Source organism: Antarcticimicrobium sediminis, assembly GCF_004348975.1.
Classification (GTDB): domain Bacteria; phylum Pseudomonadota; class Alphaproteobacteria; order Rhodobacterales; family Rhodobacteraceae; genus Antarcticimicrobium; species Antarcticimicrobium sediminis.
The window spans coordinates 293,378-308,227 of sequence record NZ_SMFP01000004.1; the positions used below are offsets into that span (position 1 = coordinate 293,378).

A 14,850-nucleotide genomic window follows, 5' to 3' on the forward strand; every position below is an offset into this window, starting at 1 on the left:
GATGCGGTTTCCGCTGCGTCTCAAGTTCTTTGCCTTTGCGGCCTTGCTGGCGGTGGTGCCGCTGGTGATGGTCGGGCAGAACCTGACGCGGCTGACCCGCGACGAGCTGAAAAGCGCCGCGAACGAGGATCTGACCACGGTCGCCAGCGGCCTGCGCGAGGCGTTTGACAACACCTTCGAGGGGCGGTGGCTGACACCGTTGACGGTGATCCGCAATGGCATCGACAGTGCCGATCTGGGGGTGGCGCAAAAGGTGTCTCTGCTGACGCTGGGGCTGGAGGAGCTGCCGCAGGTGGTGGCGGTGCAACTGTCCGTGCAGGGATCTGACCTGCCGATTCTGGTCACCAACGAGGGGTTCGCGGGCAAGCTGGCGGCGGCGGGGCTGGACCCGGTGAAAACACTGTCCACGCCGGCCGATCTGATCAAGGCGATCGCGGCGACCGGCCAGTACGGGCGGCCCGTGGTGGGGCGGTTGGAGGCGACCGGGGACTGGATCGCCACGCTGGCGCTGCCGCTGAACACCACGATCGCCGGGCGACAGGTCACCATGGCGGCCAAGATCGACCTGTCGGCACTGGGTGAGATGGTGCGCCATCATCCCTTTGCGCAACGCGGCGAGATCACCGTAGTCGATCAGGCCGGGCGGCGGGCGCTGGGCGCGGGGCAGGATCTGTTGAACGACCGCCAGATCGTCGCCTCGGCGCTGCCCTTGATCGTCGCCGGCGCCCGGGCCGATGCGCTGGAGCCTTATGTGCGCCCAGACGGCACCGCGATGCTGGGGGCTTATGCCTTTCCCGACTGGTTCCCATGGGCGGTGATCACCGAGTTGAGCGAGGACAGCGCCTATGCGGTGGTCAATGCGATTACCCGGCAGATCCTGATCGTCGGTCTGGTGGGGTTCGTGATCGCGGGGATCGGGGCGCTGATCTTCGCCCGCCAGTTGACCCGCCCGATCCTCAAGATCGGGGCGGTGGCCGAACGTGTTGGGGAGGGGGATTTCGCCGCACGGGTCGAAGGGGTGCGCGCGCGCGACGAGATCGGCGACCTTGCCGAGCGGTTCAACCGTATGATCGGCGAATTGGGCGAGCGGTTGGAACTGATGAAATTCGTCTCGCGCGGGACCGTTTCGGCGATCCAGAGCGCACAGGAAAAAGGCATGCACCGCGGCGGCGAGCGGCGGCGTGTTTCGGTGATCTTCACCGATATCCGCGGCTATACCGAGTTTTCCGAGCGGGTCTCGCCCGAGGTGGTGATCGAGGCGCTGAACAGCTATTTCGACGTGCAGACCCGGATCGTAGAACGTTTTGGCGGTGATGTGGACAAGTTCGTCGGCGATGCGCTGGTCGCGGTGTTCGAGGGCGACGGGATGGAGCAGCGCGCGGTGGGCTGCGCGGTGGAAATCACGGCGGCGATGGCGCGGCTGCTGGAGGAGTATCCCGACTATAATCTGCATGTGGGCATCGGGGTCGCCTCGGGCGAGGTGGTGATGGGCGCAATGGGGGCGAAAGACCGGATGGATTTCACGGTGTTGGGCTCGACCGTGAACCTCTCCGCGCGGCTGTGTTCCAAGGCGCGGCCGGGGCAGGTTCTGGTCGATCAGGCCACGCGGGACGCCGCCCGCATGCTGGAGGGGATCACGTTCGAGGATCTGGAGCCGATCCCGCTCAAGGGCTATGCCGAGCCGGTTGCGGCGTTTGCACCGCATCCGGCATAGGGCGGGGGCGCTGATGGAACAGGGCGCTGATCCGGGGTCTGCGTGCCCCTGCTCAGACCGCGAATTCCACCCAGGCCCAGGCCATCGCAACATAGGTCAACTGGTGCATCGCCTGATCTGCCCCGGTGGCGCGCCAGAAGGCAGGTTTGAACGGATCAAGCGCCTTGCGATTGCAAAGCTGCCCCTTCCAGTAGTCGATGTGGAAATGCAGCAGCCATTCCACCGCCACCAGCGCCAGGATGAAAAGCAGCGGCGCCCCGACAAGAAGGAAGACGATGATCGAGCCCAGGACATGGACCCCGGCATGTTGGGCGCGCCCCAGATGCCAATAGCTTCCGCGCCCCGACAGCATGCGCGGGGTTTGAAGATAGAAGTCTGCGAACATGTGCTTGATCTGCAAAAGGCAGAACAAGATCAGAAGTGTGCCAATGGTACCGGTCAAGGGCGGTTCCCCCAGTTGGGTTCTAAAGAAAGCTTAGGGGTTTCATCGCGCGCCTGCAATTGCCCGTATCAAAGTGGCACCTACGGGTGGCTTGTCACATATGGCGATGCCTCCTATCGTGGCGCATCGGTCACTGTTCGACACCTCTTTGCCGTGGGATCATTGCTATAGAACCTTCTCTATTCGGCTTTATCTGGAAGTATTCCAAGCGCGACCAGCTTATCCTGTTGCTGGTCACCTCGACGCTGTTCCCGATGCTGTACCTGACGCTGGAACTGCCCAAGCGGATCATCAACGACGCGATCGGGTCGGAAACCTCGACCATCACCTACTATGGGTTTGCCTTCGAGCAGGTCACCTTCCTTGGCATCCTCTGCATCGCTTTCCTGCTGTCGGTTCTGGCGCATGGGCTGCTGAAGATGCGGATCAACACGATGAAAGGGGTGCTGTCCGAGCGGATGCTGCGGCGCTTCCGCTATCAGCTTATCGCGCGCATCCTGCGCTTTCCGCAGCCCTATTTCGAACGCGTCAGCCAGGGCGAACTGGTGTCGATGGTGACCGCCGAAAGCGAGCCGATGGGCGGGCTCATGGGCGATGCGATCAGCCAGCCGGTGCTGCAGGCGGGGCAGATGATCACCATCCTGGGGTTCCTGTTCCTGCAAAGTGTCTGGTTCGGGCTGGCTGCGGTGGCGCTGATCCCGTTGCAGGGCTGGCTGATCCCGAAACTGCAACGCCAGATCAACCAGTTGAACAAGAAGCGCATTCAAGAGGTGCGCATTCTGGCCGCCGCCATCGGGGAAAGCGCGGCGGGGGCCAGTGCGCTGCGCCTCAATGGCGGCTGGCGCTATCGCATGGCGGTGATCACGGCGCAATTGGGTCGGTTGTTCGATATCCGCTTCGAGATTTACCAGAAGAAATTCTTCATGAAGTTTCTCAACAACTTCATCGGCCAGCTGACGCCGTTCTTCTTCTTTTCCATCGGTGGCTATCTGGTGTTGCAAGGCGCGGTGTCGCTGGGGGCGCTGGTGGCGGCGCTGGCGGCGTACAAGGATCTCAGCTCGCCGTGGAAAGAGCTGTTGACCTATTACAACCAGACGCAGGACATGGCGCTGCGCTGGGACGTGATCACCGAACGCTTTGCGCCGCAGGGCATGGTTGACGAGAGCCTGTTTTCCGGTGAACCGGAAGCGATCCCGTCGCTGACCGGCGATATCGTGCTGGATGGGGTGACGGTGCGTGACGCCGATGACAATCTGGTGTTGGAGGATCTGAATGCCACGCTGCCCGGTGGCAAGGTGATCGGGATCGCCGCCCCCAGCGAGGAAGACCGCCGCGCCCTGTCGGAATTGCTGACGCGGGAGCTGTTGCCCAGTACGGGGCGGCTGCGGATCGGCGGGCATGAGCTGTCAGGGCTGCATCAAGCGGTGATCGCGGAGCGGATCGGGCATGCCTCGTCGCGCCCGGTGCTGTTTCAGGGCAGCTTTGGCGACAATGTGATGATGCCGCTGCGGATGCGCCCGCAATCGGCCGGCAGTGACGAGGCGCAATACGCCGAGGCGCAGCGCGCCGGCAACAGCGCCGACCCCGAGGACGCCGAATGGCTTGATCCTAAACTGGCCGGGCTGGAGGATTCGCAGGCGCTGCGCAACTGGTGGCTGAAACTTGTGCAGGGCATGGGCTCGGGCACGGCGCTGTTCCAGCGCGGGCTGGACCAGCGGTTTGATGCGGGTGATCATGCGGAGCTGGCGGAGAAACTGGTCGAGCTGCGCCCCCGGGTGCAGCAGGCGGTGACCGATGCGGGGCTGCGCGCCTATGCGTACTTTTGCCTGCCGGATCGGTACAACCCGGCGCTGCCGGTGGGGGAGAACCTGCTGTTTGCCACGCCGCGCCAGCCGATCACCCGCGAATTGCTGGCCGGACGGTCCGATTTCATGGCGCAGATGCGCAGCTTGGGGCTGGGCGAAACCCTGTTGGACCTGACCCGCGACGTGATCGACATGCTGCGCCAGATCTTTGGTCTGGACGGCACCGATCATCCGTTGTTTCGCAAGTTGGGGATTGACGCCAAGACCTATGAAACGGCCGTGGATCTGGTGGAAAAGACCCGCGGCGGCGGCACCGGGGCGTTGAGCGGTGAAGATATGGCGCTGTTGTTCACGGTGCCGTTTCGGATCTCGGCCGAACAGATCGGTCCGGCCTTTTCCGACGATCTGAAGGCGCGGATTCTGGAACTGCGCGCAGGCCATGCGCATGAACTGCAAGACAGCCTTGGGGATCTGTTCGCGCCGCTCGACAGGACGGCCTTTGCGCCGGGGCTGACGGTGTTGGAGAACGCGCTGTTTGGCAAGATTTCCGAGGCGGCGGGCAGCAAGGCGGATGAGCTGCGCAAGGTGGTGGCCGGGGTGTTGGCCGAGGGCGGCGCGCAGGATCTGGTGATCGAGCTGATCTTTGACGTGCCGATCGCGCTGGGTGGGCAGAACCTGCCGGCGATCTTTGCCGAGCCACTGGCGTTCAGCCGGGCCACGATCAAGCGGCCCGATATCCTGATTCTGGATCAGGCATTGGTCAGCTATGACATGCAAACCCAGGTGGCGGTGTTCCGCAATCTGCGCAAGCTGCTGCCGGAGACGACACTGATCTATATCAACGAGAGCTTTGAAAACGAGTCGGTCTTTGATCTGTTTCTGGAGCTGCGCCAAGGTCGGTTGGTCAGCGAGGAGGCCGGTGCGGACGGAGAGGCGGACAGCGGCGCGCGCGCCGATCTGGCGCGCAAGCTGCGCGCACTGGAAACCACGCCGCTGTTTTCCGGGCTCAACCGCAAGCAGTTGCGGCTGCTGGCCTTCGGCGCGCGCTGGTATCAGGCCCCCAAGGGTGAGGTCATATTCCTGAAGGGCGACCAGCCCCGGGACGGCGCCTATATGGTGATCGAGGGCGAGGCGGGGCTGTATCTGCCCAAGGACGGCGAGGCAGATCAACGGATCGCCAAGGTCGGGCCGGGAACGCTGGTGGGGGAACTGGGGTTGATCCGCAAGGTTCCGCGCGCGCTGAGCATGGTGGCGGAAACCGACCTGACCTGTCTGCGGATCGGCGAGGAGGAGTTTCTGGCGGTGGTCGAGAACGACGCGGCGACCGCCTTCAAGCTGTTGCAGGTGGTGGCGGGGTACGTTTCAAATTGATGCGGTGCGATGCTGCGCCGGTTGTGTCCCGAAATGGCAGCGCCTATGGCACTGCCATGCCTCCGGCGGGAGTATTTTTGCCAGAAAAAGAGCGGCGCGCGCTGTTGGGCCGAGGATTGGATACAGGGAGAGTGGAATGAAGCTGGTGCGGTACTATGAGGGCACGGAGATCTGTCCCGGGCTGTTGGATGGCGCGGGGCAGCTGCGGTCGCTGTCCGGTGAGGTTGTCGATATCACCGGCGCCGCGTTGGATGCGGCGACGTTGGCGCGGCTGGCGGCGATTGACCCGGAACAGCTGCCGTTGGTGGCGGGCACGCCGCGTCTGGCACCCTGCGTCGGCGGTGTGGGCAAGTTCATGTGCATCGGGCTGAATTACTCCGATCATGCGGAAGAGGCGGGGATGGCGCTGCCTGAACATCCGATCCTGTTCATGAAGGCGACCTCGGCCATTGCGGGGCCGGACGACGATATCGTGATCCCGCGCGCCGCACAGTCGGTTGATTGGGAGGTGGAGCTGGGCGTGGTGATCGGCCGGGCGGCAAAATATGTGTCGGAGGCCGAGGCGCTGGACCATGTGGCTGGCTATTGCGTGATCAACGACGTGTCTGAACGCGATTACCAGACCAAGCTGTCGGGGCAGTGGACCAAGGGCAAATCCTGTGACAGCTTTGGGCCGTTGGGGCCCTGGCTGGTGACCCGCGACGAGGTCTCCGATCCGCAGGCTTTGGAGTTGACGCTGGACGTGAACGGGCAGCGGATGCAGGCGGGCAGCACCGCGACGATGGTGTTTTCCGTGGCACAGATCATATCGCATCTGTCGCAGATGATGACATTGCATCCCGGCGATGTGATTGCGACCGGCACCCCGCCGGGCGTCGGGATGGGGATGAAGCCGCAGCCGGTCTACCTGAAGCCGGGCGATCAGGTGCGGGCCGAGATTGCCGGGCTGGGCGTTCAGAGCCAGAACGTGCGCGCCGACAGCTGAGCGGCGCGCGGGGCGGTCCGGTCAGCTGTGCTGGCCGGGCGCGTCCTTGCCGCAGAACAGGGAATAGAGCAGCCCGATCATCTGTTCGGTGTTGCTGTCGGCCAAGGCGTAAAAGATCGTCTTGCCCTCGCGCCGTGTCGACACCAGCCCTTCGTCGCGCAGGCGGGCCAACATCTGGCTGACCGCCGCTTGGCGGATTTGCAAAAGCGATTCAAGCTCGCCTACCGATTTTTCGCCGGTGCCCAAATGACACAGGATCATCAGCCGCCCCTCATGGGCCAGCGTCTTGAGGAAGGCGGCGGCGTCGCTGGCACTGCTGGCCATGTCGCCGGGCGTTTCGGGCGGCAGCGAGGCAATGGTCTGCGAAGAAAGGGTCTGGGCAGTCAAACGTCGGGTACTCCTGAAAAGTCTAAAAAAGACATAGTGTCAGAATTTCTTTGGTCAAGTTATCGCTCTGTCGCAGGGGCACCGCCCTGAAAGGCGTTTCCGTCGACGTAATCGCAAGGATCTTCGCGCATTTCGAGGTGCAAGCCAGAGCCGGTATAGGGGTGGGCGCGGGCCAGATCCTCGTCCACCTCGATGCCGAGGCCGGGGGCGTCGGGTGGGGTAACGAAGCCGTCCTCGACCCGGATTGCGCCCTTGATCAGGGCGTCGTGGAACGGGGTTTCGATGCACTCGCACATCAGGATATTGGGGATCGAGGCGGCCAGTTGGATGTTGGCGGCCCATTCCACCGGCCCGGCGTAAAGATGCGGGGCGATCTGGGCGTTATAGGTTTCCGCCAGCGCGGCGATCTTTTTCGTCTCCCAGATGCCGCCGGAGCGCCCCAGCGCGGGCTGCAGGATGGCGGCGGCGCCGGTTTGCAGCACGGCGGCGAATTCGGCCTTGGTGGTCAGCCGCTCGCCGGTGGCGACGGGGATGCGCACGGATTGGGCGACGCGGGCCATCTCGGCCATATTGTCGGGCGGAACAGGTTCCTCGAACCAGAGCGGCGCATAGGGCTCCAGCGCCTGTCCCAGCCGGATCGCCCCGGCGGTGGTGAACTGTCCGTGGGTGCCAAACAGCAGGTCGGCGCGATCGCCCACCGCGGCGCGGATCGCCTTGCAAAAGGCCACCGACATCGTGATGTCTGACATCGCGGGCATATGGCCACCGCGCATCGTATAGGGGCCGGCGGGGTCGAATTTCACCGCCGTATAGCCGCGCGCGACGCAATCGGCGGCGGCCTCGGCGGCCTGATCGGGGGCGGTCCAGAACTCGGCCAGGTCATGATGGGGCAGGGGGTAGAGATAGGTATAGGCGCGGATACGCGCGTTCATCCGCCCGCCGATCAGCGCGTGCACCGGGCGATCGCGGTCTTTGCCGAGGATATCCCAACAGGCGATCTCCAACCCTGAAAACGCGCCCATCACGGTCAGGTCCGGGCGCTGGGTGAAGCCCGCAGAATAGGCGCGGCGGAACATCAATTCGATGTTCTCGGGGTTTTCGCCCTCCATATGGCGCGCGAACACATCGCGGATCACATGGGTCATGGCATCGGGGCCGACCGAGGCGGCATAGCATTCGCCCCAGCCGGTGAGGCCGGTGTCTGTGGTGAGTTTCACCAGGATCCAATAGCGCCCGCCCCAGCCCGGCGCGGGGGGGCGGTCACGATGATGTCGAGATCGGTCAGTTTCATTTCGGTCTCCCTCGGGGGTCGTCGCTGACGCGATCTTCGTGCCCGGGTTCAGCGGTTGAACAGGATCACGTTGCGCCGGGCGGCGCCGGTCTTGGTATCGGCAATCGCGTCGTTGATCTGCTCCAGCGTCCAGCGCCCGGAGACCAGTTCGTCCAGTTTCAGTCGTCCCTGTTTGTACAGGTCGATGATCCAGGGAATGTCCCGTTTGATCACCACATTGCCCATCTTGGAGCCGACCAGCCCCTGACCGGCATCGGCCATGATCAGTGGCGAATAGCTGGCCACCTTGTCGCCATGGGGCATCCCGACCATCACCACCTTGCCGCCCGCCGCCAGATAGCGCGGCGCGGCGGAATAGACCTCGGCCACGCCGACGGTGACCAAGACCACATCGGCCCCGCGCCCGAGGATTTTTTTCACCGCGTTCCAAGGCTTTGCCTCGGTCGCCGAGACCACGTCGGTGGCGCCGAATTCCTTTGCCACCTCCAGCTTTTCGTCCAGCATATCGACCGCAACGATGCGCCGGGCGCCGGCGATGCGGGCGCCCTGAATCGCGTTCAGCCCGACGCCACCGGCCCCGATCACAACCACGTCCTGACCGACGCGCAAGTCGGCGGCGAGCGCGGCGGCCCCCACGCCCGTGATCACCCCGCAGGAGATGACCGAGGCCACCTCCATCGGGATGTCGTCGGGGATTTTCACCACCTGGCTGTGATCCACCACGACCTTTTCGGCAAAGGCCCCGCAGGACAGCGCCTGAAACAGGGTGCCGCCATCGCTGGTCGTGAGCGGGCCTTTGGTGCCGTCGTGCGGGGTTTCGCAGATGGTTGGCTGGCCCGAACCGCAGGGGGAGCAGTGACCGCAGGCGCGGATCAGCGTGACGCAGACATGATCGCCCGGCGCAACCCCTTGCACGCCCGCGCCCACGGTGAGGACGCGCCCGGCGGCCTCATGGCCATAGACTGCTGGCAACGGGCCGCCGAAACCCCCTTCGGCATAGCTGATGTCGGAATGGCAGATCGCCACCGCGTCAACTTCGACCTCGACCTCGCCCATGCCGGGCGGGGCAAGCTGAACGTCTTCGATTTCCAGTGGTTTGCCGAATTCGTGACAGACGGCGGCCTTGATGGTTTGCATGTCTCGCTCCCTGATGTGCGGATAGACTGGCCCGCTTGCGGGGGGCAGGGCAAGGGCGAATGCGATGCCGTCGGGTGCGATCATGACACTCAGAGGCGGGCCGCCGCAGCAATGCCACGGTCTGTGGGAGGAGAGGCGCCGGGGCGCTTCTGGTCAGAACGTTGCCGCGATCTGGTCCAGCAGGGCGGCCAGCGCGGAGGGGGCGGCGAAGAACGGCGAATGCGAGGTCGGCAGCGAGAAGACCCGGTCGCGCGGCCAGTCCTGCACCATCTCGGCCTGATATTCCGGCGGGATCGCCTGATCGTTGGCGCAGCGGATATAGGCCTTGGGCAGGGTCTGGTATCGCGCGGTCAAGCTCAGCGGCGTGGTCTGCGGGCGCGTCGCCTGTGGGCATAGACGTGGCATGGCATAGGCCACCGTCTCCTCCGGGCAGTCATGATAGAACAGCTCGCGCAGCGAGTCGGGATCAAAGGTATAGGACAGACCGTCCTCGGCCCGGCGCACGGCGGGCATCAGCGGCTGGCGCTTGGCGCGTTTGCGCATGTCGATCATCGACAGCCCCGAGATCGGCACATAGGCGCACAGATAGATCAGCGCGCGCATCTTCTCTGGCGCGGCCTCGCCCGCCGCGCTGATCGGGTAGCCACCCCAGGAATGGCCGACCACGATGGTCTCGGGCGTGCTGGCGGCAAGGATGGCGTCGCGACACCCGGCAAGCGTCACCTGTTCCAGCGGGGTGGGATCGTCGCCATGGCTGGGCATGTCGATGGCCCGGGCGTTATGGCCCAAAGCCTTGAGCGCGGGGATCACGTCGCGCCAGCACCATGCACCGTGGCAGGAGCCGTGGATCAGCAGGAAATCGGCCATCTTATGTGCTCCTTTGCGGTCAGACGTGACCAATCTGGGTGAAAAAACGGGTAAGCGCCTCGGCATAGGCCTCGGGCTGATCGACGCAGGGCAGATGCCCGGCGCCGCGGATCAGCTGAAAGGTCGAGCCGGGGATCAGGTTGACGGTTTCGCGCACCAGATCGGGCGGGGTGGCCCCATCGTCAGCGCCAGCGATCCCGAGCGCGGGCAGGCGCAACCCGCTGGTGGGGGTATAGAAATCGGTGCCCCCGATGGCTGCGGCGCAGCCAAGATAGCCCTCGACCGGTTGGCGCGTGAGCATGTTGCGCCAAAGGGTGATCTCTGCGCTTTGACGGAACGTCTTGCCGAACCAGCGTTCCATGGTGGCATCTGCAACATGGTCCAGCCCGTTGGCGCGGATCTGGGCGATGCGGTCTTCCCAGATCTGTTTGGTGCCGATCTTGGCGCCGGTGTTGGACAGCACCAGCGCGCGGATCTGGTCCAGCCGTTTGATCGCCAGCCCCTGCGCGATCATGCCGCCGATGGAGAGGCCGACAAAGACGCAGTCGCGCAGTTCGAGATGATCGAGCAGCCGCTCGGCATCGCGCACCAGCGCGCCCATGGAATAGGGGCCATTGGGCAGCGACGAAAGCCCGTGACCGCGCATGTCATAGCGGATGAACTTCAGCCCCTGCGGTAGACGCGGCAGCACCGCATCCCACAGCCGCAGGTCGGTGCCCAGCGAATTGGAGAACACCACCGGCGCACCGTCGGGGTCGCCGTCGATCCGATAGTGAAGCTGAACGTCGCCCAGATCGGCAATCTGCATTCCTGCCCCCTTTATGCCTGATCCCGCCTTTTAGCGGCTTCGCGAGGCGGGGCAAAGGGCAAGGGCCGCGCGCCGAAAAAAGCTCCGGCGCGCGGTGTCGGGACTGGCCTTAGATAAGGACCAGATCGTCGTTCAAAAGCGAGGTATCGGTGAGCCCCTCAATGGTCAGGGTATCGCCGCCGTCCAGCGTGATCAGCGTGTTGCCACCGATCACGGTGGCGCTGCTGATCAGATCGTTGGCGGTGGTGCCTTCGGCCACCAGATGGCTGCGGATATGGATGGTGTCGACGTCATTGGTAAAGTCGGTGATCGTGTCAGATCCACCGCTGAAGACGAAGGTGTCGGTCCCGAGCCCCCCGGTCATCGTGTCATCGCCCGTCCCGCCGTCCAGAGTGTCGGCTTTCTTGTTGCCGAACAGGGTGTCGTTGCCGTCCCCCCCGATGAGCGTGTCCATGCCGCCCTTGCCCAGCAGCACGTCATCGGCAAAGCCGCCGATGATCTCGTTGCGGCCATCGGTTCCGGTGATCTTTGTGTCGATACCGCCGTGAAAGACAAAATCTTCGAAGTTGGTCGCCGTGCTGCCGTCGATATTGGCATCTGTTGACCGGAAATTCCCGGTGCCCAGATTGAAGGTCATCGAGTCAGTCATGGCGCCATCATAGAAGGCCATAAGCATGTCGCGCCCGTCGCCGCCCTCCAGCGTCTTGATGGTGTCAAAGGCCGTCTCGATCTGGTCGTTGCCATTGCCGGCATCCACCACATCAGCCCCGTCGTCGGCGATGATGAAATCGGCCCCGTTGCCGCCGAACATCCGATCATCCCCGGCGCCCCCGACAATGAAGTCATCGCCAAGGCCACCGAACAACCGGTCGTTGCCGTCGCCGCCTTCGATGGTGTCGTTATCGATGCCACCGAAAATCCGATCATTGCCGTTGCCGCCATAAAGCTGGTCATAGCCAGCTTCGCCGAACAGCCGGTCATTGCCGTTGCCGCCGTCAATCGTATCTCCGTCGATGCCGCCATAGAGGGTGTCGCCCCCTTTACCGCCAGTGATTTCGTCACTGCCGCCAGCGCCGTTCAGGAAATCGTTCCCGGCCCGACCATTCAGCGCATCGTTGCCGTTGCCCGTGGTGATGGTGTCATCACCCCCGACCTTGTCGACAAAGGTGAAATGCTCGATCCCGGTAAAGGAGGTGACGTCGCCGTCGGTGGGCTGGAACTCGCCATCAAAGCCGCTGTTGGGGTTGTGTATCAGAGGGCTCAGAACCACCCCGCCCGGTCCGGAAACCAGGTTGTAGATCAGACGATCCTCGCCTGCGGTCCCGATGACCATTTCCGGATCAGGCCCGTTTACGGTAAAGTCAGTCATCTCTCTCAACACTCCCTAAGATATGCCCGATTGCTCCGAGCGTAGCTATCATGGAGGACGGGGACTGCGCGTGCCTTGATCCGGATCAAATGCTTTCAAAAAGTTGAATGTGATATGTGTCCTTCGTGCAGGGCGTGTTCTATTCGGCAAAACGCTCCAAGGCGGTGCGGAATACCTGCGCGTCCACATTCCCGCCCGAGGCCACGGCGATCACCGCATCGCCCGCGATCTGATCGGGGCGAAACAGGGCCGCAGCGAGCGCCACGGCGCCGCCCGGTTCGATCACGATCTTGAGCCGGGCAAAGGCCAGCGCCATGGCGCGCAGCGCCTCGTCTTCGCTTACCACAAGGCCGGGGCCGCAGAGCCGTTTGTTGATCGGAAAGGTGATGTTGCCCGGCTGCGGCGTGATGATCGCATCGCAGAGCGAGCCGGAGAGCCGTTCGTTTCGCTCGATCTGGCCAGAGAGGAGCGAACGGGCGGTATCATCAAAGCCTTCAGGCTCGGCAGGGCGCACGCGCAGGCCCGGCGCGCGGGCCTCCAGCGCCAGCGCGATGCCGGCGGTCAGCCCGCCGCCGCCGCAGGGCACCAGAACATCGGCTTGGTGCACGCCTTGGCCCGCCGCCTGTTCGACGATCTCCAGACCGCTGGTGCCTTGCCCGGCGATCACCAGCGGTTCGTCAAAGGGTTTGACCAGCGTCAGCCCGCGTTCGGTGGCAAGTTTCGCTCCCAGCGCATCGCGGTCCTCGCTGGCGCGGTCATACAGCACCACCTCGGCCCCCAGAGCGCGGGTGTTGTCGATCTTCATCTTCGGCGCGTCCGAGGGCATGATGATCACCGCGGAGACCCCGTGCAGCCTTGCCGCATAGGCGACGCCCTGTGCGTGGTTGCCGCTGGAAAAGGCGATTACACCGCGGGCCCGTACGTCCGGATCCAGCGCCGAAACCGCCGACCAGGCGCCGCGAAACTTGAAGCTGCCGGTATGTTGCAGGCATTCCGGCTTTACCAGAACCCGGCGCCCGGCGATGTCGTCCAGAAACGGCGAGGACAGCAGCGGCGTGCGCCGCGCGTGGCCAGCCAGCCGCCCGGCGGCGGCCTCGATCATATCTATGGTGCTCATCTTGCGTCTTTCAGTATGCGGTGGATCAGGGGCAGGGATTGCGGTTCATCCAGAAACGGGACATGGCCGCGATCGGGAACCTCGGCCGCGATCAGGTCGGGGTGGCGGCGCTTCATCTCTTCCAGCGTCTCATGCGGCAGGATGTCGGAATTGGCCCCTCGCAGCACGCCCAATGGCAGATCGCGCAGCGCCTCGAAGAACAGCCACATATCCGGCGTCGCCCCGGTGGCGGCCTGTTCCAGCAGCGCCTTGCGCAGGTTCGGATCATATCGCGGCTCCAGCCCTGCCTCGGTCGCGCGGTACTGATATTCAGCCTGGCGCCGCCAGACCGACAAGGGCACGCCGGGAAAGTCCCGGTCCATCGCGGCCTTCAGATCGGCGGCGGCGGCGTCTAGCGTCTTTGCTTTGGGTTTCTTGCCGACGTAATCCATGATTCGCGCAATTCCCTGCGCCCCGACCACCGGGCCGATGTCGTTAAGGATCACGCCCGCCAGCCGCTCTGGATGGCTGGCGGCCAGCGCCATTGCCAGCAGACCGCCGCGCGAGGTGCCCAGAACTGTGGCCTTGTCCAGTTTGAGGTGATCCAGCAGTTCGATCGCGTCCCGCGCCTCGCGCAGGACGTTGTAGGTCATGTAGTCGGGGTCATAGCCCGAGGCCCCGCGCCCGCGACTGTCCAGCGTGATCAGCCGCTGATCGGGCAGATGCGGCGCGAGAAACGAAAAGTCGCGCCCGTTGCGCGTCAACCCGGCGAGGCACAGCAGGGGCTGGCCACCGCCGTTGTCGGTGTAGTGCAGGCGGATGCCATCCGTGGTGGTGAAGTCGCTCATGCTTTGGCGGCCAGATCCGGGATCGTGGTGAGGTCGGACAGGATGTGGTCCGGGCGCCAAGGCAGGCGGTCAACCGGCTCGCCGCCACGGTTGACCCAAGCGGTGACGAACCCATAGCCGCCCGCCGCCGCTGCGTCCCAGCCGTTGGAGGACACGAACAACACCTGATCCTTGGCGCAGCCGAACCGCTGTCCGACCAGATCATAGACCCGCGAATCGGGTTTGAAGACGCCGACGCTTTCCACCGACAGCACGTCGTCGAGCAGATCGCCAAGGCCCGCCGATTGCACCGCGCCGTCCAGCATGTCGGGCGAACCGTTGGACAGGATCGCGGTTTGCAGCCCGTTTTTCTTCAGCGCGGCCAGCATCGCCGGCACTTCGGGGTAGGCGCCAAGTTCCCAATACAAGGCGAGAAGCCGCGCGCGCAGGGCGTTGTCGCCGTCCAGTCCGACCGCCTCCAGCGCCCAGTCGAGCCCATCTTGCGTGACGGTCCAGAAATCGGTGTGGGCACCGGTGACGGCGCGCAACCAGCTGTATTGCAGCTGTTTTTGTCGCCAATGGGCGGCCAGAGCGGCCCATTTTTCCGCCAGTTTGGGGAAATCAGGTTCTGTCGCGGCCTGACGGGCGGCAGCGGTGACATCGAACAAGGTGCCATAGGCGTCGAATACTGCGGTGGTCACGGGCATTTCGGGTCTCCCTTTTGGCGATACAGTTGCACAGGTGCGCAGGG

At 64.3% G+C, this 14,850-nt stretch carries 12 protein-coding genes and 1 pseudogene; 3 read left to right on the forward strand and 10 right to left on the reverse strand.

What is annotated here, in order from left to right; genetic code table 11:
* Position 1: 1 nt before the first annotated feature.
* Positions 2–1,714: an adenylate/guanylate cyclase domain-containing protein gene (locus E1B25_RS08765; protein WP_132828454.1), complete on the forward strand. Its 1,713-nt coding sequence runs from the start codon at positions 2–4 to the stop codon at positions 1,712–1,714.
* A gap of 52 nt (positions 1,715–1,766) precedes the next feature.
* Here E1B25_RS08765 and E1B25_RS08770 read toward each other — a convergent pair whose 3' ends face one another.
* Positions 1,767–2,156, reverse strand: a complete 390-nt coding sequence (locus E1B25_RS08770; protein WP_132828456.1) for a DUF3307 domain-containing protein — start codon at positions 2,154–2,156, stop codon at positions 1,767–1,769.
* A 254-nt stretch (positions 2,157–2,410) separates the two neighbouring features.
* Here E1B25_RS08770 and E1B25_RS08775 point away from each other — a divergent pair, with 254 nt between their 5' ends.
* Together E1B25_RS08775 and E1B25_RS08780 are read left to right on the forward strand one after the other, a co-directional pair.
* Complete coding sequence (locus tag E1B25_RS08775) at positions 2,411–5,332, forward strand: ABC transporter transmembrane domain-containing protein (protein ID WP_132828561.1); 2,922 nt, start codon at positions 2,411–2,413, stop codon at positions 5,330–5,332.
* 136 nt (positions 5,333–5,468) lie between these two features.
* Entirely contained in the window at positions 5,469–6,317 is an 849-nt protein-coding gene (locus tag E1B25_RS08780; protein WP_132828457.1) for a fumarylacetoacetate hydrolase family protein, read from the forward strand.
* 21 nt (positions 6,318–6,338) lie between these two features.
* On the opposite strand, the gene E1B25_RS08785 is transcribed toward E1B25_RS08780, so the two are convergent.
* From E1B25_RS08785 to E1B25_RS08825, 9 genes and pseudogenes are all read right to left on the reverse strand, one after another.
* Positions 6,339–6,641, reverse strand: a complete 303-nt coding sequence (locus E1B25_RS08785; protein ID WP_132828563.1) for an ArsR/SmtB family transcription factor — start codon at positions 6,639–6,641, stop codon at positions 6,339–6,341.
* Between the two features lie 122 nt (positions 6,642–6,763).
* A pseudogene (locus tag E1B25_RS08790) lies at positions 6,764–7,995 on the reverse strand (mandelate racemase/muconate lactonizing enzyme family protein).
* A gap of 48 nt (positions 7,996–8,043) precedes the next feature.
* The gene (locus E1B25_RS08795) at positions 8,044–9,132 is read right to left on the reverse strand and encodes a Zn-dependent alcohol dehydrogenase (protein ID WP_132828459.1); all 1,089 of its coding nucleotides are present in this window, start codon (positions 9,130–9,132) and stop codon (positions 8,044–8,046) included.
* Between the two features lie 153 nt (positions 9,133–9,285).
* Positions 9,286–9,999, reverse strand: coding sequence for an alpha/beta fold hydrolase (locus E1B25_RS08800; protein ID WP_132828461.1), 714 nt, complete (start codon positions 9,997–9,999; stop codon positions 9,286–9,288).
* 19 nt (positions 10,000–10,018) lie between these two features.
* The gene (gene pcaD, locus E1B25_RS08805; protein WP_132828463.1) at positions 10,019–10,807 is read right to left on the reverse strand and encodes a 3-oxoadipate enol-lactonase; all 789 of its coding nucleotides are present in this window, start codon (positions 10,805–10,807) and stop codon (positions 10,019–10,021) included.
* A gap of 109 nt (positions 10,808–10,916) precedes the next feature.
* Positions 10,917–12,176, reverse strand: a complete 1,260-nt coding sequence (locus tag E1B25_RS08810) for a calcium-binding protein (protein WP_132828465.1) — start codon at positions 12,174–12,176, stop codon at positions 10,917–10,919.
* 139 nt (positions 12,177–12,315) lie between these two features.
* On the reverse strand, positions 12,316–13,293 hold the full coding sequence (locus E1B25_RS08815) for a threonine ammonia-lyase (protein ID WP_132828466.1): 978 nt from the start codon (positions 13,291–13,293) through the stop codon (positions 12,316–12,318).
* Complete coding sequence (locus tag E1B25_RS08820) at positions 13,290–14,120, reverse strand: alpha/beta fold hydrolase (RefSeq protein ID WP_132828468.1); 831 nt, start codon at positions 14,118–14,120, stop codon at positions 13,290–13,292. Before E1B25_RS08820 ends, E1B25_RS08815 begins: the two co-directional genes overlap by 4 nt.
* On the reverse strand, positions 14,117–14,806 hold the full coding sequence (locus tag E1B25_RS08825) for a haloacid dehalogenase type II (protein WP_132828469.1): 690 nt from the start codon (positions 14,804–14,806) through the stop codon (positions 14,117–14,119). The genes E1B25_RS08820 and E1B25_RS08825 overlap by 4 nt, the downstream gene beginning before the upstream one ends.
* Positions 14,807–14,850 lie beyond the last annotated feature (44 nt).

What these genes read in the sequence shown, in the direction of transcription:
- E1B25_RS08795 (WP_132828459.1), bottom strand. Translation starts at nt 9,132, where the DNA reads ATGCAAACCATCAAGGCCGCCGTCTGTCACGAATTCGGCAAACCACTG.
- E1B25_RS08800 (WP_132828461.1), bottom strand. Translation starts at nt 9,999, where the DNA reads ATGGCCGATTTCCTGCTGATCCACGGCTCCTGCCACGGTGCATGGTGC.
- E1B25_RS08825 (WP_132828469.1), bottom strand. Translation starts at nt 14,806, where the DNA reads ATGCCCGTGACCACCGCAGTATTCGACGCCTATGGCACCTTGTTCGAT.
- pcaD (WP_132828463.1), bottom strand. Translation starts at nt 10,807, where the DNA reads ATGCAGATTGCCGATCTGGGCGACGTTCAGCTTCACTATCGGATCGAC.
- E1B25_RS08810 (WP_132828465.1), bottom strand. Translation starts at nt 12,176, where the DNA reads ATGACTGACTTTACCGTAAACGGGCCTGATCCGGAAATGGTCATCGGG.
- E1B25_RS08780 (WP_132828457.1), top strand. Translation starts at nt 5,469, where the DNA reads ATGAAGCTGGTGCGGTACTATGAGGGCACGGAGATCTGTCCCGGGCTG.
- E1B25_RS08815 (WP_132828466.1), bottom strand. Translation starts at nt 13,293, where the DNA reads ATGAGCACCATAGATATGATCGAGGCCGCCGCCGGGCGGCTGGCTGGC.
- E1B25_RS08820 (WP_132828468.1), bottom strand. Translation starts at nt 14,120, where the DNA reads ATGAGCGACTTCACCACCACGGATGGCATCCGCCTGCACTACACCGAC.
- E1B25_RS08775 (WP_132828561.1), top strand. Translation starts at nt 2,411, where the DNA reads ATGCTGTACCTGACGCTGGAACTGCCCAAGCGGATCATCAACGACGCG.
- E1B25_RS08765 (WP_132828454.1), top strand. Translation starts at nt 2, where the DNA reads ATGCGGTTTCCGCTGCGTCTCAAGTTCTTTGCCTTTGCGGCCTTGCTG.
- E1B25_RS08785 (WP_132828563.1), bottom strand. Translation starts at nt 6,641, where the DNA reads ATGGCCAGCAGTGCCAGCGACGCCGCCGCCTTCCTCAAGACGCTGGCC.